The 23,758-nt window shown below is 67.1% G+C and carries 23 protein-coding genes, 1 tRNA gene and 1 pseudogene; 21 read left to right on the forward strand and 4 right to left on the reverse strand.

The annotated features are described in order from the left end of the window. The first annotated feature begins 172 nt into the window (after positions 1–172). Genes A5790_RS10160 through recN form a run of 6 tightly spaced genes read left to right on the forward strand, consistent with a single transcriptional unit; the run spans position 173 to position 5,683 of the window. Positions 173–952, forward strand: coding sequence for a tetratricopeptide repeat protein (locus A5790_RS10160; protein WP_082961661.1), 780 nt, complete (start codon positions 173–175; stop codon positions 950–952). Position 953: 1 nt separating this feature from the next. Beyond that, the gene (locus A5790_RS10165) at positions 954–1,976 is read left to right on the forward strand and encodes an HAD-IIA family hydrolase (protein WP_066843213.1); all 1,023 of its coding nucleotides are present in this window, start codon (positions 954–956) and stop codon (positions 1,974–1,976) included. 8 nt (positions 1,977–1,984) lie between these two features. Beyond that, positions 1,985–2,170: a hypothetical protein gene (locus A5790_RS10170; RefSeq protein WP_066843245.1), complete on the forward strand. Its 186-nt coding sequence runs from the start codon at positions 1,985–1,987 to the stop codon at positions 2,168–2,170. Positions 2,171–2,175: 5 nt separating this feature from the next. Further along, positions 2,176–2,979, forward strand: coding sequence for a TlyA family RNA methyltransferase (locus A5790_RS10175; RefSeq protein ID WP_066843215.1), 804 nt, complete (start codon positions 2,176–2,178; stop codon positions 2,977–2,979). A gap of 20 nt (positions 2,980–2,999) precedes the next feature. Beyond that, positions 3,000–3,899, forward strand: a complete 900-nt coding sequence (locus tag A5790_RS10180; protein ID WP_066843247.1) for an NAD kinase — start codon at positions 3,000–3,002, stop codon at positions 3,897–3,899. Beyond that, complete coding sequence (gene recN, locus A5790_RS10185; RefSeq protein WP_066843217.1) at positions 3,899–5,683, forward strand: DNA repair protein RecN; 1,785 nt, start codon at positions 3,899–3,901, stop codon at positions 5,681–5,683. The genes A5790_RS10180 and recN overlap by 1 nt, the downstream gene beginning before the upstream one ends. Here the strand turns inward: recN and A5790_RS10190 are convergent. After that, on the reverse strand, positions 5,680–6,255 hold the full coding sequence (locus tag A5790_RS10190; RefSeq protein WP_066843219.1) for a TetR/AcrR family transcriptional regulator: 576 nt from the start codon (positions 6,253–6,255) through the stop codon (positions 5,680–5,682). The genes recN and A5790_RS10190 overlap by 4 nt on opposite strands. A 31-nt stretch (positions 6,256–6,286) precedes the next feature. On the opposite strand from A5790_RS10190, the gene A5790_RS10195 reads away from it, so the two are divergent. From A5790_RS10195 to xerD, 6 genes are all read left to right on the forward strand, one after another. After that, the gene (locus tag A5790_RS10195; RefSeq protein ID WP_066843221.1) at positions 6,287–6,667 is read left to right on the forward strand and encodes a VOC family protein; all 381 of its coding nucleotides are present in this window, start codon (positions 6,287–6,289) and stop codon (positions 6,665–6,667) included. 80 nt (positions 6,668–6,747) lie between these two features. After that, positions 6,748–7,932, forward strand: coding sequence for a putative cytokinetic ring protein SteA (gene steA / locus A5790_RS10200; protein WP_066843222.1), 1,185 nt, complete (start codon positions 6,748–6,750; stop codon positions 7,930–7,932). Between the two features lie 9 nt (positions 7,933–7,941). Beyond that, positions 7,942–8,880, forward strand: a complete 939-nt coding sequence (locus A5790_RS10205; protein ID WP_066843224.1) for a copper transporter — start codon at positions 7,942–7,944, stop codon at positions 8,878–8,880. Positions 8,881–9,062: 182 nt separating this feature from the next. Continuing rightward, positions 9,063–10,826 carry a CTP synthase gene (locus A5790_RS10210; protein ID WP_066843226.1) on the forward strand — a complete coding sequence of 588 codons (1,764 nt, stop codon included), beginning with the start codon at positions 9,063–9,065 and terminating at the stop codon, positions 10,824–10,826. Further along, positions 10,819–11,439, forward strand: coding sequence for an NUDIX hydrolase (locus A5790_RS10215; RefSeq protein ID WP_066843229.1), 621 nt, complete (start codon positions 10,819–10,821; stop codon positions 11,437–11,439). The genes A5790_RS10210 and A5790_RS10215 overlap by 8 nt, the downstream gene beginning before the upstream one ends. Continuing rightward, positions 11,436–12,383 (forward strand): site-specific tyrosine recombinase XerD, encoded by a 948-nt coding sequence (gene xerD, locus A5790_RS10220; protein ID WP_066843230.1) that lies wholly within the window; start codon positions 11,436–11,438, stop codon positions 12,381–12,383. Before A5790_RS10215 ends, xerD begins: the two co-directional genes overlap by 4 nt. A 52-nt stretch (positions 12,384–12,435) precedes the next feature. Here xerD and A5790_RS10225 read toward each other — a convergent pair whose 3' ends face one another. After that, positions 12,436–13,200: an O-methyltransferase gene (locus A5790_RS10225; protein ID WP_066843231.1), complete on the reverse strand. Its 765-nt coding sequence runs from the start codon at positions 13,198–13,200 to the stop codon at positions 12,436–12,438. Between the two features lie 138 nt (positions 13,201–13,338). Here A5790_RS10225 and A5790_RS10230 point away from each other — a divergent pair, with 138 nt between their 5' ends. From A5790_RS10230 to A5790_RS10260, 7 genes are all read left to right on the forward strand, one after another. Next, on the forward strand, positions 13,339–14,211 hold the full coding sequence (locus A5790_RS10230) for a ParA family protein (protein ID WP_066843232.1): 873 nt from the start codon (positions 13,339–13,341) through the stop codon (positions 14,209–14,211). An 8-nt stretch (positions 14,212–14,219) separates the two neighbouring features. Next, a complete protein-coding gene (locus tag A5790_RS10235; RefSeq protein ID WP_066843249.1) occupies positions 14,220–15,056 on the forward strand; it encodes a segregation/condensation protein A in 837 nt (278 codons plus the stop codon). Continuing rightward, positions 15,049–15,798 carry an SMC-Scp complex subunit ScpB gene (gene scpB, locus A5790_RS10240; protein WP_082961664.1) on the forward strand — a complete coding sequence of 250 codons (750 nt, stop codon included), beginning with the start codon at positions 15,049–15,051 and terminating at the stop codon, positions 15,796–15,798. The genes A5790_RS10235 and scpB overlap by 8 nt, the downstream gene beginning before the upstream one ends. Then, complete coding sequence (locus A5790_RS10245) at positions 15,791–16,534, forward strand: pseudouridine synthase (RefSeq protein ID WP_066843234.1); 744 nt, start codon at positions 15,791–15,793, stop codon at positions 16,532–16,534. The genes scpB and A5790_RS10245 overlap by 8 nt, the downstream gene beginning before the upstream one ends. Then, complete coding sequence (gene cmk / locus A5790_RS10250) at positions 16,531–17,214, forward strand: (d)CMP kinase (protein WP_066843236.1); 684 nt, start codon at positions 16,531–16,533, stop codon at positions 17,212–17,214. Before A5790_RS10245 ends, cmk begins: the two co-directional genes overlap by 4 nt. Continuing rightward, on the forward strand, positions 17,211–18,626 hold the full coding sequence (gene der, locus A5790_RS10255) for a ribosome biogenesis GTPase Der (RefSeq protein ID WP_066843238.1): 1,416 nt from the start codon (positions 17,211–17,213) through the stop codon (positions 18,624–18,626). The genes cmk and der overlap by 4 nt, the downstream gene beginning before the upstream one ends. A gap of 87 nt (positions 18,627–18,713) precedes the next feature. After that, the gene (locus tag A5790_RS10260) at positions 18,714–19,481 is read left to right on the forward strand and encodes a sulfite exporter TauE/SafE family protein (RefSeq protein WP_066843254.1); all 768 of its coding nucleotides are present in this window, start codon (positions 18,714–18,716) and stop codon (positions 19,479–19,481) included. Positions 19,482–19,664: 183 nt separating this feature from the next. Here the strand turns inward: A5790_RS10260 and A5790_RS10265 are convergent, their stop codons facing one another. Together A5790_RS10265 and A5790_RS26500 are read right to left on the reverse strand one after the other, a co-directional pair. Then, positions 19,665–21,308: a hypothetical protein gene (locus A5790_RS10265; RefSeq protein WP_066843240.1), complete on the reverse strand. Its 1,644-nt coding sequence runs from the start codon at positions 21,306–21,308 to the stop codon at positions 19,665–19,667. 607 nt (positions 21,309–21,915) lie between these two features. Further along, positions 21,916–22,250: pseudogene (locus tag A5790_RS26500) on the reverse strand (sensor domain-containing protein). Between the two features lie 329 nt (positions 22,251–22,579). On the opposite strand from A5790_RS26500, the gene A5790_RS10275 reads away from it, so the two are divergent. Both A5790_RS10275 and A5790_RS10280 read left to right on the forward strand, forming a co-directional pair. Next, entirely contained in the window at positions 22,580–23,494 is a 915-nt protein-coding gene (locus tag A5790_RS10275) for a sulfite exporter TauE/SafE family protein (protein WP_066843243.1), read from the forward strand. Positions 23,495–23,604: 110 nt separating this feature from the next. Continuing rightward, a tRNA-Pro gene (locus A5790_RS10280) sits at positions 23,605–23,678 on the forward strand. Positions 23,679–23,758: the final 80 nt, after the last annotated feature.

Below are 23,758 nucleotides of genomic sequence, written 5' to 3' on the forward strand. Positions count from 1 at the left end.
CCGGAAGCTAAGCCTGCCAGCGCCAATGATACTGCCCCACCCGGGCGGAAAAGTAGGACACCGCCGAACACAAATTAGGATTACCCCCCACGATTGCGTGGGGGGTAATTCTATTTCGCGACAATTCATTACGCATTATCGCGAGACTCCTCCATCGGGTAGAAAGGCATACGTGGCTCAGGACAGAAGGGACGGCGACGCCAGGCGCCGCCCACAGCAGTCAGCGCCCCGCAGCTCCGGTCCGAACCGGGCCCGCAGGGCGCAGCCCAAGCCCGACGAATCCCGTCAGCCGCCAGGTCCGCCGATACCGGAGGGCATCGAGCCAAGGCAACTCGCGCCTGACGTGCGCGGCGAGCTGACGACACTCGACCGCTCGACCGCCGACTTCGTGGCTCGTCACCTGGTGGCCGCCGGCCAGCTCATCGACGACGATCCACAGACCGCACTCGAACACGCCCGCGCCGCTCGCAACCGCGCCGCCCGCATCCCCGCGGTGCGCGAAGCGGTCGGTATCGCTGCCTACCACTGCGGCGACTGGGCGCAGGCGCTCGCCGAACTTCGCGCCGCCAGGCGGATGGGTAGCAAATCATCCCTTCTCGCACTGATCGCTGACTGCGAACGCGGTGTCGGACGTCCGGAGCGCGCGATCGAGTTGGCTCGCAGCCCGGAGGCCGCCCAGCTCACCGGCGACGACGCCGACGAGCTCAAAATCGTTGTGGCCGGGGCTCGCTCCGATCTCGGGCAGCACGAGCAGGCCTTGGCGCTTCTGTCGACGCCGCAACTGGATCCGAGCCGTAAGGGACAGACCGCGGCGCGCCTGTTCTACGTATACGCCGAAACGCTTCTGGCCCTTGGCCGCAGCGAGGACGCGCTCCAGTGGTTCATCAACGCCGCCGCCGCCGACCTGGAGGGTGTGACCGACGCCGAAGAACGCATCACGGAGCTCTCCTGAGGTGAACGCCCTCGCACATGAGCACGACTGCCTTCTGCTCGACCTCGACGGCACCGTCTTCCGAGGACACGAAGCCACCGTTGGAGCGGTCGATACGCTCGCCACGATCAGCGCACGCGCCCTCTACGTCACCAACAACGCCTCGCGTGAGCCCGCCGACGTCGCCCGACATCTTCACGCCCTAGGTTTTCGCGCCGCACCAGAGGACATCGTCACCAGCGCACAGAGCGCCGCACGGCTGTTGGCGGCCCAACTGCCCTCTGGGGCAGTCGTTCTCGTCGTCGGAACCGAAGCTCTTGCCAACGAGGTCATTCGCGTCGGGCTGAAGCCCGTCCGACAGTGGTCGGACGGACCGGTCGCCGTCGTGCAGGGGCACTCACCGCAGACCGGTTGGCCCGATCTGGCCGAAGCGGCTTTGGCCGTCCGGGCCGGCGCCCTGTGGGTAGCGGCCAATGTCGACCGGACCTTGCCGTCGGAACGGGGATTGTTGCCCGGCAACGGATCCATGGTGGCGGCGCTACGCGCGGCGACCGACCGCGAACCCCAGGTGGCGGGCAAGCCGCAGCCGACTCTGCTCACCGATGCCCTGGCTCGAGGCGCCTTTCAGACCCCGCTGGTGGTCGGCGATCGCCTCGACACCGACATCGCCGGGGCCAACGCCGCCGGACTGCCCAGCCTGCTCGTGCTCACCGGCGTCAGCACGGCCGTCGACCTCGTCCATGCACAGGCCTCGGAGCGGCCGACCTATCTGGGTGCTGATCTGCGGTCGCTCGACACTTCGTCGGCCGCATTGCGCATCGAGGCCCACCCCGCCTGGCGCATCGACGTCGCGTCACCGACGGTGACGGTGCACTCCACCGGCCACGATCCCAGCGACGCCCTGTCAGTGGTGCGGGCCACCGCCGATGCGGTATGGAACGCCGGCCTCGACGGCCGGTCGGTCGCGATCACCGCCGGTGACGACACCGCCCAACAGGCCCTGCAACGCTGGTCCCTGCTTCCCGAGTCGAATCAGCTAGCGTGAACCTCGATATGAGTACCGATCCCGAACAGATCCGCGCCCGGATCGCGGAGTTGCTGGCAGACCTGCCGGACCCCGCGCAAGAAGGCTCGGGTTTCGCGGGCCTGACCGACGACGCCGTCGAGCTGCTCGCGGCCCGGCTGGAAGAGGCGCACGACGTGCTCGTGCAGGCGCTCGAGTCGGTCGAGAAGGGCTGAGCGCCGTGGCACGGCGCGCGCGAGTGGACGCCGAGTTGGTGCGACGAGGGTTGGCCCGGTCCCGCCAGCAGGCGGCCGAGCTGATCGGTGCGGGTCGGGTGAGCATCGACGGGATGCCAGCCGCCAAACCCGCGACCGCCGTCTCGGTCACGGCCAGCCTCACCATCGAGGGTGCCGACGAGCGCACTTGGGTGTCGCGGGGTGCGCACAAGCTGATCGGGGCACTGGACGCATTCGGTCTCCCGGTGGAGGGCAACCGATGCCTGGACGCCGGCGCGTCGACGGGCGGCTTCACCGAAGTGCTGCTCGACCGGGGCGCCCGCCAGGTGATCGCCGCCGACGTCGGCTATGGACAGCTGGCCTGGTCGCTGCGAAACGATCCGCGGGTGACCGTGATGGAGCGCACCAATGTGCGTGAGCTAACGGCCGACGCGATCGGCGGCCCCGTCGACCTTATCGTCGCCGACCTGTCGTTCATCTCACTGACCACAGTTCTGCCGGCGCTGACGTCGTGCGCGTCACCTGACGCCGATATCGTTCCGATGGTGAAGCCGCAATTCGAGGTCGGCAAGGACCGGGTCGGTTCCGGAGGCGTGGTCACCGATCCGGCGTTGCGCGCCGAGGCGGTCCTGTCGGTGGCCCGTCGCACCGCCGAACTGCGCTGGTATCCGGTCGCGGTGACAGCGAGCCCGCTTCCCGGGCCGTCCGGCAACGTGGAGTACTTCCTACACCTGCGCGCCGGCGGGGGATTGGAAGGACACGACCTCGAGACCGCCGTCCGTACCGCCGTCGCGGAGGGTCCGCAGTGAACACCGACCGCGCAATTCTCATGGTGGTACACACCGGCCGCGACGAAGTCACCGAGGTCGCCCGGCGCGTGCAGAAGGTGCTCGGCGACAACGGAATTGGTCTCAAAGTTCTGTCGGCCGAAGCCGTCGACCGCGGACCCGTTCCCGTCTCGCCCGACGACATGCGCTCGCTCGGCGTCGAGATCGAAGTGGTCGACGCCGACGAGCGCGCCGCCGAGGGTTGCGAACTCGTCCTGGTCCTCGGCGGCGACGGGACCTTCCTGCGCGCTGCCGAACTCGCTCGCAACGTCGAAATCCCGGTGCTCGGCGTCAATCTCGGTCGTATCGGCTTTCTCGCCGAGGCGGAGGCCGACTCCATCGACACGGTGCTCGACCGGGTCGTCAAGCGTGACTACCGCGTCGAGGAGCGGATGACGCTCGACGTCGTGGTGCGCGTGGACGGCGAGATCGTCGACCGCGGCTGGGCGCTCAACGAAGCCAGCCTCGAGAAGGGGCCCCGGCTCGGAGTGCTCGGAGCCGTCCTCGAGGTCGACGGCCGCCCCGTGTCGTCCTTCGGCTGCGACGGTGTGCTGGTCGCGACGCCGACCGGGTCGACAGCGTGGGCGTTCTCCGCCGGCGGGCCGATCGTGTGGCCTGACCTCGAGGCAATCCTGGTGGTACCGAACAACGCTCACGCATTGTTCGCCCGACCAATGGTCACCAGCCCTGAATCGGCGATCGCGATCGAGGTCGAGGCCAGGAGCCACGACGCGTTGGTGTTCTGCGATGGGCGCCGCGAGATGGTGGTTCCAGCCGGCGGACGCGTGGAGGTCACCCGGTGCGGGACCCCGGTGAAGTGGGTGCGCCTCGACAGCGCACCGTTCACCGACCGCCTGGTGCGCAAGTTTCGCTTGCCGGTCACGGGGTGGCGCGGGCAGTAGTGCTTTCCGAGATCCGTATCGAGTCACTGGGCGCGATCAGCGCCGCGACCGCTGAATTCGATCGCGGTTTCACCGTGCTGACCGGCGAGACCGGTACCGGCAAGACGATGGTGGTCACCGGTCTGCACCTGCTCGGCGGCGCACGCGCCGACGCCACCAGGGTGCGCTCCGGGGACAACCGTGCGGTTGTCGAAGGACGTTTCACCACAACCGAACTCGGTGATGGCGTGGCGTCGCTGGTGGATGAGATCCTCGACAGCTCCGGCGCCGAACGCGACGACGACGGCTCGGTCATCGCGGCCCGCTCGGTCAGCCGCGACGGCCCGTCGCGCGCCTATCTGGGCGGCCGCAGCGTGCCGGCCAAATCGCTGAGCAGCTTCACCGCCGAACTGCTCACGCTGCACGGGCAGAACGACCAGCTGCGGTTGATGCGCCCCGATGAACAACGCGGCGCGCTCGACCGGTTCGCCGATGTCGAGACGCAGCTGAAGAAGTACCGCCGCGTGCGGGAGGAGTGGCTGTCGGCCCGGCGCGATCTCTTGGACCGCACACAGCGAGCGCGGGAGCTGGCGCTCGAAGCCGACCGGCTGAAGTTCGGGCTCAACGAAATCGACGCGGCCGCACCGCAACCGGGTGAGGATGCCGCGCTCGTCGACGACATCCGGCGGCTTTCCGAGCTGGACGCATTACGCGACGCGGCCCAGATCGCCCGGGCTGCCCTCGCAGGACCCGACGACCCCTCGCCCGACGCCGTGTCCGCGGCCCATGGTGTCGCACAGGCCAAATCGGCGCTGGAGGCCACTGAAGACACCTCGTTGACCGCATTGGCCGAGCAGCTCAGCGAAGCCATCGCCGTGATCACCAATGTCAGCGGCGAACTCGGCACCTATCTGTCCGGGCTGCCGACCGACACCAGCGCGCTGGAGACCAAGCTCGCCCGGCAAGCCGAACTCCGTTCCCTCACCCGCAAGTACGCCGCCGACATCGACGGGGTGCTCGAGTGGGCCCGTGAGTCCCGGGAACGGCTCGATCAACTCGACGTGTCCGAGGAAGCGCTCGCCGGTCTGCAACATCGGGTCGACGAACTCGAGGCGAAGACCGTCGCCGCAGCCGCCGACCTCACCAAGGCCCGAACCAAGGCCGCCAAGGGTCTATCCAAGGCGGTGACCGCGGAACTGTCCGGGCTGGCCATGGCCGGCGCGGTGTTCACCGTGTCCGTGGGCCCGCTGCTCGCGCGCGCCGACGACTCGGCGCCGGTCGTGTTGGCGTCGGGCGAGACGGTGCATGCCGGCCGCGACGGCGTCGACAATGTCGAGTTCGGCTTCGCCACTCGCGGCACCGATGTTCTGCCCCTACACAAGAGCGCATCGGGCGGTGAACTCTCGCGGGTCATGCTGGCACTCGAGGTCGTGTTGTCCTCGTCGGCGGAGGGAACCACGATGGTGTTCGACGAGGTCGATGCCGGAGTCGGAGGCCGGGCAGCGGTGCAGATCGGCCGTCGGTTGGGCCGGCTGGCCCGCACCCATCAGGTCATCGTCGTCACGCACCTGCCGCAAGTCGCCGCCTATGCCGACGTGCACCTCGTCGTCGGGGGAGAGGGTGGGAAAAGCACCGACAGCGGTGGCCGAAAGTCCCCGAGGAGCGGGGTTCGGCGCCTCGACGACGAGGAGCGGGTGGCCGAGCTGGCGCGCATGCTGGCCGGGCTCGGCGAATCCGACAGCGGCCGCGCCCACGCCCGCGAGCTGCTCGAGGCGGCGCAGAACGAGCGCGCCGAAGGCGGTTAGCCGCCCAGCACCGTGTCGATCAGCGCGCTGAGGAATTTCGGCTCGACGGCTTCGTCGCTCGCCAGGCGCCGGTAGAACAGGGCACCCGACAGCGCCACCGATGCGGCCTCGGGATCGACGCGGGCCGGAAACTGCCCGTCACTGACACCGGAGGCGATGGTGGCGGTGAGCCGCCGGCGTCGTAGCGCCGAATATTCATGGAAGAACCGGCGGATGTCGGGTTCGGTCTCCGCGGCGTGCACGAGCGCGGGGATGCAGGCCGAGACTGCGGAATCGCTCAGGGCGGCGGCGAGGTGCTCCAGCAGAATCTGAACCTGCTCGCGTGCCGTCCCGGTGGGTGCTTCCCGCCCGGGGTTCGGCTGAACATTGAGAGTCTCGAGAGCGTCGGCGATCAACGCAGTCCTGTCCGGCCAATGCCGATACAACGTGCTGCGGCCCACGCGCGCCCGAGCGGCGACAGACTCCATCCGGAACCCGGCGTAGCCGACCTCGGCGAACTCGTCGAGTGCGGCGCGAAGGATTGTCCGGCGAGAGTGTTCTGCGCGCGGATCGAGTCGACCTATCTGGGACATTTATGTATCATAACCCTTAGGAGGTGCACTTATGAGTACTGTTAGTGTTCGCTACATAGTGGATGACGTCGATTCAGCCGTCCAGTTCTACACCAATCACTTTCGCTTTGACGTGGACTTCAGACCCGGACCCGGGTTCGCCATGCTCCATCGCGACGAGTTGCGGCTGCTGTTGAACTCACCCGGCGGCGGAGGCGGAGCGGGGGAGACGCTCAGCGACGGCAGCCGGCCCGTTCCTGGCGGCTGGAATCGAATCCAGTTGGAAGTCAACGACCTTGACGACACCGTCTCCCGGCTCTCCGACGCCGGCGTGCGTTTTCGCGGGGACGTCATCACGGGCCGCGGCGGGCGTCAAGCCTTGGTCTCTGATCCGTCCGGCAATCTCGTGGAATTGTTCGAACCATCCCGCTGAGTGTTACGTGTGTGACAAAAGGGACAGATGATACGGCGCGCCTCCGACAGATAGCTCGCTGATCTCGACAAAATCGGCGCATGAAGATGTCAGCGCTGCTATCTCGTAATGCCAGCTCACGTCCGGGCATCACCGGCACGGCCAGAGTCGACCGCGACATCGATCGACTTCTGCGACGCGTCACCCCCGGCGACATCGTCGTCATCGACGCCCTCGACCTCGACCGCATCACCGCAGATGCGCTCGTCGAGGCCGGTGTCACCGGCGTGGTCAACGCCTCGCCCTCCATCTCCGGGCGCTATCCCAACCTGGGGCCCGAGGTTCTGGTCGCCAACGGGATCACCCTGATCGACGACACCGGCGACGACGTCTTCAAGAAGGTCAAGGACGGCGCGCGGGTGCGTCTGCACGAGGGCGGCATCTACACCGGTGATCGGCGCCTCGTGCTGGGCGTCGAGCGCACCGATCACGAAATCCATGAGCTGATGCACGAGGCCAAGAGCGGGTTGGTGGCCCATCTCGAGGCGTTCGCGGGCAACACCATCGAATTCATCCGCAGTGAGAGCCCGCTGCTGATCGACGGCATCGGCATCCCCGACATCGACGTCGACCTCAACCGGCGCCACGTCGTGATAGTCGCCGAGGACGTCGATGCCGCCATCGACCTCAAAGCGCTCAAACCCTTCATCAAGGAGTACCAACCGGTGCTGGTGGGCGTCGGTACCGGCGCCGACGTGCTGCGCAAGGCGGGCTACCGGCCCCAACTCATCGTCGGCGACCCCGACAAGATGAGCGCCGAGGTGCTGCGGTCCGGGGCGCAGGTGGTGCTGCCCGCCGATGCCGACGGGCACGCCGCCGGTCTCGAACGAATCCAGGACCTCGGGGTCGGGGCGATGACGTTTCCTGCTGCGGGATCGGCCGCTGACCTGGCGTTATTGCTGTGCGACCATCACGGTGCGTCGCTGATCGTCACTGCCGGCCACACCGCCAGCATCGAGGAGTTCTTCGACCGCGCGCGCCAGCAGAGCAACCCGTCGACATTCCTGACCCGGCTCAAGGTGGGGGAGAAGCTCGTCGACGCCAAAGCCGTTGCCACGCTGTACCGCAGCCGGGTGTCGGGCGGAGCGATCGCGCTGCTGGTGCTCGCCGTGTTGATCGCGGTGATCGTTGCGCTGTGGGTGGCACGTGTCGACGCCGCGCTGCTGGACTGGATCGTGGACTACTGGAACCGCTTCTCGCTGTGGGTCCAGGGCTGGGTCACCTAGGAGCGCCCGATGATATCGCTACGCACACACGCGATTTCGCTCGCGGCGGTGTTCCTCGCGCTGGCCATCGGTGTCGCGCTCGGATCGGGGATGCTGTCCAACACCGTGCTGTCGGGGCTGCGCGATGACAAGAACGAGCTCCAGGAGCGGATCAACACCCTGACCGACGAGAGGAACGCGCTCAACGAAAAACTCGGCGCAGCAGGGGAGTTCGATGCGCAAATGTCACCGCGCATCCTGCGCGAGACACTGGTCGACAAATCGGTGGTGCTGTTCCGCACCCCCGACGCCGCCGATGATGACGTCGACGCGATGACACGACTCGTCGGTCAGGCCGGGGGAACGGTCAGCGGAACCGTCGGGCTGACAGCACAGTTCGTCGAGGCTAACGCCGCCGAGAAGCTGTTGTCGGTGGTCAACTCGCCGATTGTGCCGGCGGGCAAACAGCTCAGCACCACGTCGGTGGACCAAGGCTCCCAGGCCGGCGACCTGCTGGGCATCGCGCTGATGATCGATCGCGATCCCAAGGTGCAGACCGTCGACGACACGCAACGCGAAACGGTGCTCGCCACACTGCGCGACACCGGTTTCATCACCTACACCGACCGGGTGGGCGCGGCGAACACCGCGGTGATCGTGACCGGCGGACCGCTGGGCGATGACGCCGGCAACCGGGGCGCCACCGTGGCCCGATTCGCCGGCGGGCTGGCCCCGCACGGTTCGGGCACCGTCCTGGTCGGCCGCGACGGATCGGCATCGGGGACCGCGGCGATCGCCGTGACGCGCTCGGATCCCGCACTGACCTCGGCGGTCAGCACGGTCGACGACGTCGGCACCGAATCCGGCCGCATCACCTCGGTGCTGGCGCTGGGCGATCTGGCCAATGGCGGCAAGCCCGGCCAGTACGGCATCGGCCAGGGTGCGACGTCGGTCACCGTGCCGCAGTAGGCCGTCGCACGCCAGGGTCCCCGACGCTCAGGTCCTCGGCGCGTCACCGACGCTCAGGTCCTCGGCGCGTCACCGACGCGGTGTCGCCCTCGGTGTTAAGGTGGGGTTCCGTGGGTCGGCAGGCCCCAAACTAGGAATCAGCCTAGAGACGTAAGCCCTGCCCGTCGTCACGGAGGTCGTTCTTGCCAGCGTTACGCAAACATCCGCAAACGGCCACCAAGCACCTCTTCGTCACCGGTGGCGTCGTCTCTTCACTCGGCAAGGGACTCACCGCTTCGAGCCTCGGGCAGCTGCTGACCGCGCGCGGACTGCAGGTGACGATGCAGAAGCTCGACCCGTACCTCAACGTCGACCCCGGCACCATGAACCCCTTCCAGCACGGTGAGGTTTTCGTCACCGAGGATGGCGCCGAGACCGACCTCGACGTGGGCCACTACGAGCGCTTCCTCGACCGGAACCTGTCAGGGTCGGCGAACGTGACCACGGGACAGGTGTATTCGACGGTCATCGCCAAGGAACGACGCGGTGAGTACCTCGGCGACACCGTGCAGGTGATCCCGCACATCACCGACGAGATCAAGGCACGAATCCTGGAGATGGCCGCACCGGACGTCGACGGCAGGCGCCCCGATGTGGTGATCACCGAGATCGGCGGCACGGTCGGCGACATCGAATCGCTGCCGTTCCTGGAAGCGGCGCGCCAGGTACGCCACGAGGTGGGTCGGGAGAATTGCTTCTTCCTGCACTGCTCGCTGGTGCCCTACATGGCGCCGTCGGGGGAACTGAAGACCAAGCCGACTCAGCATTCGGTGGCCGCGCTGCGCAGCATCGGCATCACCCCGGACGCGTTGATCCTGCGCTGCGACAGGGACGTCCCGGAACCGCTGAAGAACAAGATCGCGTTGATGTGCGACGTCGACATCGACGGCGTCATCTCCACCCCGGACGCCCCCTCGATCTACGACATCCCGAAGGTGCTGCACCGCGAGGAGCTCGACGCCTACGTCGTGCGCAGGTTGAACCTGCCGTTCCGCGACGTCGACTGGACACAATGGAACGACCTGCTTCAGCGGGTGCACGAACCGCACGAGACGGTGCGAATCGCGTTGGTGGGCAAGTACATCGACTTGTCGGATGCGTACCTGTCGGTGGCCGAGGCATTGCGAGCGGGCGGGTTCGCGCACCGGGCCAAGGTGGAGATGCGCTGGGTGGCCTCCGACGACTGCGAGGTCGACGGCGACGCGGCCGCTGCGCTGGCCGACGTGCACGCGGTACTGATACCCGGTGGCTTCGGCATCCGCGGCATCGAGGGCAAGATCGGTGCGATCCAGTACGCCCGCAAGCGGGGTCTGCCCGTGTTGGGGCTGTGCCTGGGGCTGCAGTGCATCGTGATCGAGGCGGCCCGGTCGGTCGGCATCACCGAAGCCAACTCCGCGGAGTTCGACCCGACCACCCCGCACCCGGTGATCTCCACCATGGCCGACCAACGCGACGCCGTCGCAGGGGAGGCCGATCTCGGCGGCACCATGCGGCTGGGCGCGTATCCGGCTGTGCTGGAACCGGATTCGATCGTAGCGCAAGCTTATGACGCCACGGAGGTGTCGGAGCGGCACCGTCACCGCTACGAGGTCAACAACCAGTACCGCGACCGCATCGCCGAGAGCGGACTGCGGTTCTCGGGAACCTCCCCGGACGGCCACCTCGTCGAGTTCGTCGAGTATCCGCGCGACACGCACCGCTTCATCGTCGGCACCCAGGCGCATCCCGAGCTCAAGAGCAGGCCCACCCGACCGCACCCGTTGTTCGTCGCGTTCGTGGGCGCGGCCCTGGACTACAAGGCCGAGGAGCGCTTGCCCGGTATGGACATCCCCGAGCAGCGGTCCAACGGCGTCGAGCACGGCGCCGAGGTCGGGGCCCTGCTGCAAGAGCCCGCGACTCGTGGCTGACCACGACTTCGAGACGGTCTCCTCTGAAACCCTCTACGTCGGAAACATCTTCGCGTTGCGCGCCGACGAGGTGCGCATGCCCGGCGGACATACCGCCCGCCGCGAGGTCGTCGAGCACTACGGTGCCGTCGCGGTGCTGGCGATGGACGAGGACCGCAACATCGCGATGGTCTACCAGTACCGGCATCCGCTGGGCCGTCGCCTGTGGGAGTTGCCCGCCGGCCTACTCGACCTCGGAGGCGAACCGCCGCACGTCACCGCCGCGCGTGAACTCGAGGAGGAGGCCGGACTGTCGGCCACCGATTGGCGCGTGCTGGTCGACCTCGACTCCGCGCCGGGCTTCAGCGACGAGAGCGTGCGGGTCTATCTGGCCACCGGGCTCACCGACGTCGGACGCCCCGAAGCCCGCGACGAGGAAGCCGACCTGACGCTGCGGTGGTATCCGCTCGACGAGGCGGTACGCATGGTGCTGGCCGGTGAGATCGTCAATTCCATTGCCGTCAGCGGCATTTTGGCGGCCAACACCGTCACCGACCCGGACAAGCTGAGAAGCGTCGACGCACCGTGGACCGATCGGCCCACCGCGTTCGGTCGCCGTCAGGGGCTCCCGTGACGACCTTCACAACCGCGCTCGAAGGTCAGGTCCAGGGCTATCTCGACCACCTGACCATCGAACGCGGTGCGGCCGCCAACACATTGAGCTCCTACCGCCGCGACCTGCGTCGCTACATCGAACACCTGACCGCACGCGGTATCGACGACTTGACCAAGGTGACCCAGACCGATGTCAGCGAGTTCCTGGTGGCATTGCGCCGCGGGGACGCCGAGGCCGGAACCGCCCCGCTGTCGGCGGTGTCGGCGGCGCGAGCGCTGATCGCGGTGCGAGGCCTGCATCGCTTCGCGACGGCCGAGGGGTTGACCGAACTGGACGTCGCCTCGGACGTCAAGCCGCCGACCCCGAGCAGGCGGCTGCCCAAGAGCCTGTCGCTCGACGAGGTGCTGGCCCTCCTCGAGGCAGCGGGCGGCGACAGCGACGCCGACAGCCCTCTCACGCTGCGTAACCGCGCTCTGCTGGAACTGCTGTATTCGACCGGGGCGCGCATCTCGGAGGCAGTGGGGCTCGACATCGACGACGTCGACACCCATGCTCGTTCGGTGCTGCTGCGCGGTAAGGGCGGCAAGCACCGGCTGGTCCCGATCGGCAGGCCGGCGGTGACCGCACTCAACGTCTATTTCGTACGAGGGCGTCCCGACTTGGCGCGCCGTGGCCGGGGCACATCCGCGATCTTCCTGAACGCCCGCGGCGGGCGGCTGTCGCGGCAGAGCGCGTGGCAGGTGTTGCAGGACTCCGCCGAGCGCGCCGGAATCACCTCCGCGGTGTCGCCGCACGTGCTGCGGCACTCGTTCGCCACGCATCTGCTCGACGGCGGCGCCGACGTCCGTGTCGTGCAGGAGTTGCTCGGCCACGCCTCGGTGACCACGACGCAGATCTACACCATGGTCACGGTCAACGCGCTGCGCGAGGTCTGGGCCGGCGCCCACCCGCGGGCGCGGTAGCCGTTGGCCTTAACCGGTTGATCGCCCGCACCAGCTGCGTGGAATCCACCCGTCAAGGCTGTTGTCCGCCCAGATACTCGGACTCGAGAACCAGGTCGGCGAACAGTGACTGGTACTCCGCGTGCGTCCTGTGCTCGACGGTGTCGAACAACGTGCCCTGCTGCCGGCGCATGTATTCGCGGTACTTCGGCGCCCCGGGGAGTTTCACGTTGTCGGCGACGACGACGGAGCCGCGGTGCAGCCAGCCGCGGTCGAGGATGCTCTGCAGATCGGCCAGGTAGGCGGCCTTGTCGTGGTCGATGAACACCACGTCGAGCAGGTCCGGGCCGAACCCGTGCTCGGAAGCCAGCGCGTCGAGGGTGCGACCGCCGTCGCCGATCGTGCCGACCACACACGTGATGCGGTCCGCGACGCCGGCGTGCGCCCAGACATCCCGGGCGATATCGGCATTGGCCTCGGCGAGTTCGACCGAGTAGATCCGCGCCGACGGTGCCGCCCTGGCCAGCCGCAGGGCACCGTATCCGCAGTAGGTGCCGAGCTCGAGCACCAGGCGAGGGTCGGCGCGGCGCACCGCGGCGTCGAGGATCGCGCCCTTCTGGTCGCCGACATTGATCAGGAAGGACTTCTCGTAGGCGAACCGGTCGATCGTCGCGAGGACGTCGTCGATGTCACCCTGCCGCGCGTTGGCCACCACGTAGTCGCGAAGCGCGGCCTCGCGCCCGTCACCAACCTGACCGGTGGTGCAGATGTTGCGCACGCCTAGCGCCAAGCGCAGGAACGACCACCTCAGCAGCGGGATCCGTTGCCTCAAGCCCATGGCGTCAGCCTAGGACGCGACGCGGCTCAATCGGCTCCCAACTCGCCTGCGGGTCTGGCTGACCTGGCACGTTCCTGCCGTTAAACTTGCCCGGATGTCCGCCATGCCCGTGAACTGCCTGACCAGCGACGGTCAGGCATGAGCGACGACGCAGGAGGCGGCGGAACACCGGAGACCCTGGGTCTGACCGGCCGGCCACCGCGGGACATCCCCGAACCGCAGCCGAAGACGACGCACGGTCCGGCCAAGGTCATCGCGATGTGCAACCAGAAGGGCGGGGTCGGCAAGACCACGTCGACGATCAACCTCGGCGCCAGCCTGGCCGAGTACGGCCGCCGGGTGCTGCTCGTCGATCTGGACCCGCAGGGCGCCCTGTCGGCGGGCCTGGGGGTGCCGCACTACGAACTCGAGCACACGGTGCACAACCTGCTGGTGGAACCGCGGGTGTCGATCGACGATGTGCTGATCCACACCCGGGTCAAGAACCTCGACCTCGTGCCCAGCAACATCGATTTGTCGGCGGCAGAGATCCAACTGGTGAACGAGGTCGGCCGGGAACAGTCGCTGGCGCGTGCGCTGTACCCGGTGCTGGACCGCTACGACTACGTCCTGATCGACTGCCAGCCATCGCTCGGCTTGCTCACCGTGAACGGCTTGGCGTGCAGCGACGGTGTGATCATCCCGACCGAGTGTGAGTTCTTCTCGCTGCGCGGCCTGGCTCTGCTCACCGACACCGTCGACAAGGTCCACGACCGGCTGAATCCGAAGCTGTCGATCAGCGGCATCCTGATCACCCGCTACGACCCGCGCACCGTAAACTCACGCGAAGTCATGGCCCGGGTAGTGGAGCGTTTCGGTGACCTCGTGTTCGACACCGTCATCACCCGCACGGTGCGCTTCCCCGAAACCAGTGTCGCCGGTGAACCGATCACCACATGGGCGCCGAAATCCGGTGGGGCGCAATCGTATCGATCTCTGGCTCGCGAGGTCATCCACCGGTTCGGCGCGTGAATGACCCGGTGACGGGGACCGAAGCCGAGACGACCCCGGATTCGGACGATGCTCCACAGTCGGGTTTTCAGGTTCGGCTGAGCAATTTCGAGGGCCCGTTCGACCTGCTGTTGCAGCTGATCTTCGCCCACCGCCTCGACGTCACGGAGGTGGCACTGCACCGGGTGACCGACGACTTCATCGCCTACACCAAGGCGATCGGCCCCCAGCTCGAACTCGACGAGACCACCGCGTTCCTGGTGATCGCCGCGACCCTGCTCGACCTGAAGGCGGCGCGCCTGCTGCCAGCCGGCGAGGTGCACGACGAAGAAGACCTCGCCCTGCTCGAAGTACGTGACCTGCTGTTCGCCCGCCTGCTGCAGTACCGCGCGTTCAAGCACGTCGCCGAAATGTTCGCCGAACTGGAAGCCGCGGCGCTGCGCAGCTACCCGCGTGCGGTCGCATTGGAGGACCGTTACTCCGAGCTGCTGCCCGAAGTGATGATCGGCGTGGACGCTGAGGCCTTCGCGCAGATCGCCGCGGCGGCGTTCACGCCGCGGCCGGTGCCGACGGTGAGCACCGAGCATCTGCACCACGCGGCGGTGTCGGTTCCCGAGCAGATCGGTAATCTGATGGCACTGCTGGAGAGCCGCGGGATCGGCCAGTGGGCGTCCTTCCGAGATCTGGTCGCCGATTGTGAAGCGCCGATCGAGATCGTCGGGCGGTTCCTGGCGCTGCTCGAGCTGTACCGGGCTCGGGCGGTAGCATTCGAACAACCTGAAGCGCTTGGTGTGCTGCAGATTTCGTGGACCGGCGAGCGGCCGACACACCAACACCTGGCGGTGGAAGAAGATCAGTATGGATAGCGAAGACCACGACAACCTCGACGAGGTCGCGACGGACCTCGACCGCGAGGGCGTCGCGGCCGACGCGACCGATCTCGGGATCGACGTCGCCGAACCGCCCGAGCTGGAGGACGGTGAGCTCGGCGCGGTTCTCGAGGCGCTGCTGCTGGTGGTCGACACCCCGGCGACCGTGAAGCAACTGGCGCTGGCGATCGAGCAGCCGCCGTACCGCGTCGCGGCGAAGTTGCAGGCGATGGCCCAGGAGTACACCGCCCGTGACAGCGGTATCGACCTGCGCGAGGCGGGGGGCGGCTGGCGGATGTACACGCGCTCGCGCTACGCCCCGTATGTGGAACGGTTGCTCCTCGACGGGGCGCGCTCGAAGCTGACGCGCGCGGCGCTGGAGACGCTGGCCGTGGTGGCCTATCGGCAGCCGGTGACTCGCGCCCGAGTGAGCGCGGTGCGCGGCGTCAACGTCGATGCGGTGATACGCACGCTGGTGGCCCGCGGCCTGATCACCGAGGCGGGCACTGATCCCGACACCGGCGCAGTGACGTTCGCGACCACGGAGCTCTTCCTCGAACGGTTGGGCCTGACGTCTCTGGCCGACCTCCCCGACATCGCGCCGCTGCTGCCCGACGTCGACGTGATCGACGACCTCAGCGAAACCCTGGACGAGGACCCGCGTTTCATGAAACTCAGCGGTGCTCCGGCGCCCGAACAGCCGCTGTCCTTCGATGTGGACACCGACGCACATGGCTGAACCCGAAGGCGTGCGGCTGCAGAAAGTGTTGTCGCAGGCCGGAATTGCGTCGCGCCGGGTCGCCGAGAAGATGATCAGGGACGGACGCGTGGAGGTCGACGACCGCGTCGTCACCGAGTTGGGCACCCGCGTCGACCCCGAGGTCTCGGTGATCCGGGTCGACGGGGCGCGGGTGACGCTCGACGACACCCTGGTGCACCTGGCGATCAACAAACCCAAGGGCATGCATTCGACGATGTCCGACGACCGGGGCCGCCCGTGCATCGGTGACCTTGTCGAGCACCGGGTTCGGGGTAACAAGAAGCTGTTTCATGTCGGCCGGCTCGACGCCGACACCGAGGGGCTGATGCTGTTGACGAACGACGGGGAGCTGGCCCACCGGCTGATGCACCCCTCGTTCGAGGTGCCCAAGACCTACCTGGCCACCGTGCTGGGCGCAGTGCCCCGCGGGGTGGGCCGCCAGCTGCGCTACGGCGTTGAACTCGACGACGGACCGGCACGGGTCGACGATTTCGCGGTCGTCGACAAGGTTCCCGGCAAGACGCTGGTGCGGGTCACCCTGCACGAAGGTCGCAAGCGGATCGTGCGTCGGATGCTCGCGGCGGTCGGCCATCCGGTGCAGGAGCTGGTGCGAACCGACATCGGCACCGTCACGCTCGGCGATCAGCGTCCGGGCAGCATCCGGGTGCTGACGCAGAAGGAGCTCGGCGAGTTGTACAAGGCGGTCGGCCTGTGACGCCACTGGTCATCGCCGTCGACGGTCCCGCCGGAACTGGCAAGTCAACGGTGTCAAGGGGTTTGGCGCGTGAGCTGAACGCCCGGTACCTCGACACCGGGGCGATGTACCGGATCGTCACACTGGCCGTACTGCGTGCCGGTGTCGAGCTGACCGATACCGAGGCCGTCGCGGCGACCGCCGCAGACGCCGAACTGGCCGTCGGCTACAACCCCGATGAAGATTGCTCTTACCTTGACGGAGAAGACGTTTCGTCTGAGATCCGCGGCGACGCGGTGACCAAGGCGGTGTCAGCGGTCTCGGCGGTGCCCGCCGTGCGCACACGACTCGTCGACCTGCAGCGCAAGCTGGCCTCCGGGCCGGACAGCGTCGTCGTGGAGGGCCGTGACATCGGGACGGTGGTGCTGCCCGACGCCGACCTCAAGATTTTCTTGACCGCATCGGCCGAAGAGCGTGCGCGACGCCGCAACGACCAGAACAAGGCGACCGGTCTGGACGATGACTACGAGGCGGTGCTGGCCGACGTCAAGCGGCGCGACCACCTCGACTCCACGCGGGCGGTCTCGCCGTTGCGGCCTGCCGACGACGCCGTCGTCGTCGACACCAGTGCGATGACGCAGCCCGACGTGATCGAGCATCTGAGAAACCTCGTGCGGGAGCGGGCGGGAGCGCAGCGATGAGCGAGGACGGAACCTGGGTCGACGAAAGCGATTGGGAGATCGCAGAAGACTCGGCAAGAGATCTAGCCGAGGCCATCGAGGAGGCCGCGGCAGCGCCGCCCGTCGTCGCCGTGGTCGGGCGGCCGAACGTCGGTAAGTCGACGTTGGTGAACCGGATCCTGGGCCGGCGCGAAGCCGTCGTGCAGGACGTGCCGGGGGTGACCCGCGATCGGGTTTCCTATGACGCGTTGTGGTTGGGCCGCAGATTCATCTTGCAGGACACCGGCGGTTGGGAGCCCGACGCGAAGGGTCTGCAACAGCTGGTGGCCGAGCAGGCATCGGTGGCGATGCGGACCGCCGACGCGATCATCTTCGTCGTCGACGCGGTCGTCGGCGCCACCACCGCCGACGAGGCGGCCGCGAAACTGCTGCAGCGCTCCGGTAAACCGGTGTTCCTGGCGGCCAACAAGGTCGACAGCGAGCGCGGGGAGGCCGACGCCGCCATGCTGTGGTCGCTGGGTCTGGGCGAGCCGCACCCGATCAGCGCCATGCACGGCCGCGGGGTGGCCGATCTGCTCGACACCGTGATCGACGCGCTGCCCACGGTGTCAGAGATGTCCAGCGGTGGGGAAGGACCGCGCCGGGTTGCGCTCGTAGGCAAGCCGAACGTCGGCAAGAGCTCGCTGCTGAACCGGTTGGCGGGCGATCAGCGCTCGGTGGTGCACGACGTCGCGGGCACCACCGTCGATCCGGTCGACTCGCTGATCGAGATGGACGGCAAGCTGTGGCGGTTCGTCGATACCGCGGGTCTGCGGCGCAAGGTGGGACAGGCGAGCGGGCACGAGTTCTATGCGTCGGTGCGCACCCACGGCGCCATCGACGCGGCCGAGGTCGCGATTGTGTTGATCGACGCGTCGCAGCCGCTGACCGAGCAGGACCAGCGTGTGCTGTCGATGGTGATCGAGGCGGGCCGGGCGCTGGTGCTCGCGTTCAACAAGTGGGACCTCGTCGACGAGGACCGACGCTACCTGCTGGACCGCGAAATCGACCGCGAACTCGTGCAGCTGCAGTGGGCGCCGCGGGTGAACATCTCGGCCAAGACGGGCCGTGCGGTGCAGAAACTGGTGCCCGCCCTGGAGAAGTCGCTCGAATCTTGGGACACCCGCGTGCCGACGGGCCGGCTGAACACGTTCTTCAAGGAAGTGGTGGCGGCGCATCCGCCGCCGGTGCGCGGGGGCAAGCAGCCGCGGATCCTGTTCGCCACCCAGGCGACCGCCCGTCCGCCCACGTTCGTGCTGTTCACGTCGGGCTTCCTGGAGGCCGGGTACCGGCGGTTTCTGGAGCGACGACTGCGCGAGGCGTTCGGCTTCGAAGGCAGCCCGATCCGGATCAACGTTCGGATGCGCGAGAAGCGGGGATCACGCTCTCGGTAATGGCGACTTCGGTGCGCAAACAATCGCTGAGCGATCGGCAGCGCACCGGAATCGCTCAGTAGAGTTGCGCCGGTGCCCGTCGTCGACATGGTCCTCATCGCATTGGCGGGCTTGGGAGCCGGCGCGATCAACACCCTTGTCGGGTCCGGCACGTTGATCACGTTCCCGACGCTGGTGACGCTCGGCTTTCCGCCGGTGACGGCGACGATGTCGAATGCGATCGGCCTGGTCGCCGGTGGGGTCTCGGGCACCTGGGGTTATCGGCGCGAACTGCGGGGCCAGTGGCATCGTCTTCGGTGGCAGATTCCGGCCTCATTCGTCGGGGCAGGGGTCGGCGCGTGGCTGCTGCTGCATCTGCCTGAGACGGTGTTCGAGCGGGTCGTGCCCGTGCTGTTGGTCGCCGCGCTGGTGTTGGTGGTGATCGGTCCGCGGATCCAGTCCTACGCCCGAGCACGGGCCGAAGCCGCAGGGCAGTCCGCCACGCACGTGTCGCGGTCGCGGATGGCGGCGGTGGTATTCGCGACGTTCGCGGTCGGGGTCTACGGCGGCTACTTCACCGCGGCCCAGGGGATCATGCTGATCGCGGCGATGGGCGCGTTGCTCCCCGAGGACATGCAGCGGATGAACGCCGCCAAGAACCTGCTGTCGTTGGTGGTCAACGTGGTGGCGGCGGTGGCGTACACGGTGGTGGCCTTCGACCGGATCAGCTGGCTGGCAGCGGGCCTGATCGCGGCCGGTTCGCTCGTCGGCGGCTACCTGGGTGCGCACTACGGCAGGCGGCTGTCGCCCAACGCGTTGCGGGCCGTCATCGTGGTCGTGGGAATGATCGGGCTCTACCGATTACTGACCGTGTAGACGCGTAGTGCACTTACCCGACAATGCGGGTCGACTCATCCAGTAACAGGCCAAGCCGGGAAATCCAATTATTTCACCGCCTTGGCACGAGCGCTGAGCGACATTGGCGGATCGCGCCGATCCCGGCGGCGTCGTGTCAGCTTGTCGGACACCGCCGCCGGGAATCGGGCAATTGTTTGACGGCTACGGATCGATGACGGTATCACCGTTGCTTGCGGTGGCGTTGTGGTTTGAGAGTTCACTGCCGTTGCCGGCCTCGGCCGCAGTGGCGGCGTCTGCCACATTATTACTTGCCACGGCCGTGTTGTTGCTGTTGTCGTTGCCGTTTCCCGCAGCAGCCCCCGTCTGGGCCCCGCTTGCGGTGTTGCTCGCGGACGCATTGTTGCCGTTGTTATCGTTGCCGTTTCCCGCAACAGCCCCCGTCTGGGCCCCGCTTGCAGTGTTGCTCGCGGCCGCAGTGTTGCCGTTGTTGTTTTGGCCGCTACCCGCTGCCGCTGCCGTCGTCGCCTCATCGCCGCCGTTAGTCACGGTGACTTCGTTGCCGTCATTGTTGTTACCGGCGCCCGCCTGGGCGAAAGCGCCGCTGCCAGTACCGCTGTTGGTGGCCGAGGCGTTATTTCCGCTGCTGTCGTTGCCGCCACCGCCGGCATCGACGTTTACTACGCTATCGCTGCCGGTGTTAGTGGCGTTAGCTTCGTTGTCGTCGTTGTTGCTGCCGGTCACTCCGGCTGCTGCTTGACTGCCGAAACCGCTAGCAGTGGCGGTGTTGTCGCCGTTGTCGTTCCCGTCGGATCCTGCTGCGGCCTGGCCACCGCCAGTGGCGGTGGCGGTGTTGCCGCTGTTGTCGTTCCCGGAAACTCCCGCTCCGGCGAGGCTGCCCGCGCCAGTGGCAGTGGCGGTGTTGCTGGTGTTATTGTCACCGCCCACGCCGGCCGCAGCGGCGGCTGGGCTATCGCCGTTGCTAGTGGCGGTGGCGACGTTGCCGGTGTTGTTGTCCCCCGTGAGGACGCCGTTTAGAGAACCGCCGCCGGCGAGGGCATTGGCGTTCTCACCGACAGCGGTGGCGGTGTTGTCGTTGTTGCCGTCGCCGTAGGAGCCGGCGATGGCCGAACTGTTGTCGCCGGGGACGCCGGTGGTGCTGTCTCCGGTGACGGTGGCGGTGTTGTTGTTGTTGCCGCTGCCGTTGGCGCCCGCGTAGGCGGTGCTGTTGTCGCCGTCGACGGTGGCTCGGTTGTTGTTGTTGTTGTCGCCGCCGCTGCCCGCGTAGGCCTGGCTGCCATCGCCGGTCGCCCGGGCGGTGTTGTTGTTGTTGTTGCTGCCGCCGATACCGCTATCGTCATCGCCGGCGGCGGCGATGCTGCCATCACCCTGAGCCTTGGCGTTGTTCTTGATCCCACCGCCCGCAGTCGCGGTGGCATCGGTGCCCTTAGCGGTAGCGCTGCTGTTGTCGCCGCTGGTCACGATTGCTGAGGCGCCGGCGCCGGTGGCCCTGGCCTTGGTCTTAGTGCTGCCGATCGGGGTCTCGGCATACGCCGTGCCGCCGCCGTCCTTCTTCACCACACCGTTCTTGGAGACATATACGTCCTTCGGCGGCTTCGGCGCCTTGGGTGCCTTTGCCGCCGACGAATCGCTCGAGACTTTGGTGCTCTTGTCTGACTTATCAGGCTTGTCCGTCTTGTTCGTCTTCGCCGAAGATGAATCGCTCGCGGCGCTCGAGTCTTTGTCCGGTTTGGCGAACGCCTCCACCGGCGTCGCGAACAGTCCGACCCCGATGCCCAGTGCGACAGCTAACGCCCCGACGCGGCCGATGTATGTTGCATTACCCATAATGAATCCCCCAGAGATGCGATGCGATGTGTGGTGAGTGGAAAGCGGGCCGAACGGCCACAAGAGATTGAGCGATGGGTGTAGTGCATAGTTGCAGACCCCCCCATGCCCCCAACAACTGGCCCGTTGACAGTTGATAGAGAAAGTCCTCCAACGGACGGCCTCAACATAACTCAAGATCGAATCTAACTGTCGCTTTTGTAAAAATTTGCCGTGTCGGCGTGGCCGTCGAGCGTGATCGGTGAGAAGAAACACCACTTATGAGGCACGTGTTCACCGGCGCGCTGCACCACTTTCCGATTACCCGTCCCAAGACCGCCGGGCGAGCCCCGTGTGACTTGCACAAACTGTGATCGCGACTGCCTTCCGTCGCTAGGTTACGGTCGATGACGCAGCATTTTCTGCGGGACCTGAACCCGGCTGCCTCGAGCGCAAGATCTAAATTAATTTTCTTCTCGTAACCGAAAACACTTTGCTTGAGCAAGGAATCGGGTCATCTTAAGGAGCCCAGGAATGGCACTCTCATAATGACCGTGACCGGCCACGAAAGCGTATTCGCCCGACCGGCGCAGCCAATCTTCGATCGCGTGCTGCTTCTCGCTGCCAGTCATCGACCGGCCGCGCCATCACCAGCGATTTGCCACCTTCTCAGCGATTGTTTGGCAATCCGCACGGCCGAGTCACCCGCGTCGGGGCTGCAGGTGTTGACGTCGATGATGGCGTTGTTCTTCAGCGCGACCGCGTGCCCGCAAGCCACCCCGGCGCAGCAGCCTCCTGAAGAGTCGCGACGGTACTGAGCACGTCGTCGCTGCTCATGATCGGTCCGACCGTCCACTTCGTCCCGCTCTGCAGGTGGGTGTACTCGTGGCAAACCGGCCACTTCTCGGCAGCGACATCGAAGAAGCCGCGGGCCTTCTTCACGATCGGGAAAAGTTTGACCATCGCTTCAACTAGTGCTCGAACTTATCGCCCTCGTCCACTGGTTCGACTAGCGCGGACACACGCCGAATCGCGCCAGCCGAACCCACGGCTGCAGTACAAGTAGACGCGTTGGATATGGTTACGCAGACCGCTTGACTAGGAGAGGGGAGCCGCGTGGCCGAGCGCCGATTCCGCACCGCGCCTTCGACTCTCTGCGCCCTCGAGCCGTTCTGGCCGTCACGGCGGGTCATCGCCTTCGACGAGTGGTGTTGCGCGCGCAGCTGATTCACGCCCACCTATCCGTCCGGTCGTGCTCACCGCGCTGACCTCTTCCGAAAGCAGTCGAACGTATGCGTTCGCTTCTGATATTCACGCTCGTCGGTGTCGGAGCGCAGTTGGTGGACGGCGCGCTGGGCATGGCGTTCGGCGTGACCGCGTCGACGTTCCTGGTGCTCAGTGGCCTCGGAGCTGCCCAGGCGAGCGCGGCCGTGCACCTGGCCGAGGTCGGCACGACGCTGGCTTCGGGTCTGTCGCACTGGCGGTTCAAGAACCTCGACTGGTCGATCGTGCTGAAGCTGGGCCTGCCCGGTGCGATCGGGGCGTTCGTAGGTGCGACCGTGCTGTCGTCGCTCTCGACCGAGCATGCCGCACCGTTGATGGCGGGGATCCTGGTCGCGATCGGAATCTACGTGCTGTTGCGGTTCTCGCTGCGCAACCCTCCGGTGATGCGGCACGGTGAGACACCGCATACCGCGAGGTTCCTCAGCCCGCTCGGGTTGTTCGGCGGGTTGATCGACGCGTCCGGTGGTGGTGGCTGGGGCCCGGTGACGACGAGCACGTTGCTGTCGCGCGGTAAGACGGCCCCGCGCACGGTGATCGGTTCGGTCAGCGCTTCGGAGTTCCTAGTGGCGGCCTCGGCCTCGGTCGGTTTCGGTATCGGGTTGCGCGAGGAGTTCGTCGAGAACCTGCCGGTGGTGCTCGGACTCGCCGTGGGCGGCGTGGTCGCCGCCCCGTTCGCCGCGTGGCTGGTGAGCCGGATCCGGCCCGCGCTGTTGGGCACGGCCGTCGGCGGTGTCATCGTGGTGACCAACAGCCAGAAGCTGGTGCATTACTTCGGTATCGAATGGCCGTGGTCGACGGGTGTTTACACGCTGATCGTAATTGGCTGGGCCGCAGCGCTTTACGTGGCGTGGCGGTACCGTCGGCCCGTGGTACCCGCGCCGGTGGCCAGCGAGGTCGAGGTGGTGCCGAGCGTTGCTCCGTAGGCCGCTGAAATGGTGTGTTAACTCAGAGGTCCATTCGCCAAGGCGGTTGGGAAGTGGAGCCAGGACTGCGGTAGCATTTCGACCTGCTGCCGGCGATCCCGGCGGCGCCGCGGGCTGTGGCGCAGTTTGGTAGCGCACTTGACTGGGGGTCAAGTGGTCGCAGGTTCAAATCCTGTCAGCCCGACAGTGTGATGTCTCGGGACATCGTTGACGGGTGTCCCGAGACATCGTTTACATGTCGACCCGGTTTTCGGGGGATTTTCC

The organism is Mycobacterium sp. 852002-51152_SCH6134967, from assembly GCF_001667105.1.
Lineage (GTDB): Bacteria > Actinomycetota > Actinomycetes > Mycobacteriales > Mycobacteriaceae > Mycobacterium > Mycobacterium neumannii_A.

Excerpts from the sequence above, each read along its gene's own strand:
- A5790_RS10170 (WP_066843245.1), top strand. The coding sequence starts at position 1,985 with ATGAGTACCGATCCCGAACAGATCCGCGCCCGGATCGCGGAGTTGCTG.
- A5790_RS10205 (WP_066843224.1), top strand. The coding sequence starts at position 7,942 with ATGATATCGCTACGCACACACGCGATTTCGCTCGCGGCGGTGTTCCTC.
- A5790_RS10260 (WP_066843254.1), top strand. The coding sequence starts at position 18,714 with ATGGTCCTCATCGCATTGGCGGGCTTGGGAGCCGGCGCGATCAACACC.
- A5790_RS10245 (WP_066843234.1), top strand. The coding sequence starts at position 15,791 with ATGGCTGAACCCGAAGGCGTGCGGCTGCAGAAAGTGTTGTCGCAGGCC.
- A5790_RS10275 (WP_066843243.1), top strand. The coding sequence starts at position 22,580 with ATGCGTTCGCTTCTGATATTCACGCTCGTCGGTGTCGGAGCGCAGTTG.
- A5790_RS10180 (WP_066843247.1), top strand. The coding sequence starts at position 3,000 with ATGGTGGTACACACCGGCCGCGACGAAGTCACCGAGGTCGCCCGGCGC.
- A5790_RS10195 (WP_066843221.1), top strand. The coding sequence starts at position 6,287 with ATGAGTACTGTTAGTGTTCGCTACATAGTGGATGACGTCGATTCAGCC.
- A5790_RS10190 (WP_066843219.1), bottom strand. The coding sequence starts at position 6,255 with ATGTCCCAGATAGGTCGACTCGATCCGCGCGCAGAACACTCTCGCCGG.
- steA (WP_066843222.1), top strand. The coding sequence starts at position 6,748 with ATGAAGATGTCAGCGCTGCTATCTCGTAATGCCAGCTCACGTCCGGGC.
- A5790_RS10230 (WP_066843232.1), top strand. The coding sequence starts at position 13,339 with ATGAGCGACGACGCAGGAGGCGGCGGAACACCGGAGACCCTGGGTCTG.
- der (WP_066843238.1), top strand. The coding sequence starts at position 17,211 with ATGAGCGAGGACGGAACCTGGGTCGACGAAAGCGATTGGGAGATCGCA.
- scpB (WP_082961664.1), top strand. The coding sequence starts at position 15,049 with ATGGATAGCGAAGACCACGACAACCTCGACGAGGTCGCGACGGACCTC.
- A5790_RS10265 (WP_066843240.1), bottom strand. The coding sequence starts at position 21,308 with ATGGGTAATGCAACATACATCGGCCGCGTCGGGGCGTTAGCTGTCGCA.
- A5790_RS10225 (WP_066843231.1), bottom strand. The coding sequence starts at position 13,200 with ATGGGCTTGAGGCAACGGATCCCGCTGCTGAGGTGGTCGTTCCTGCGC.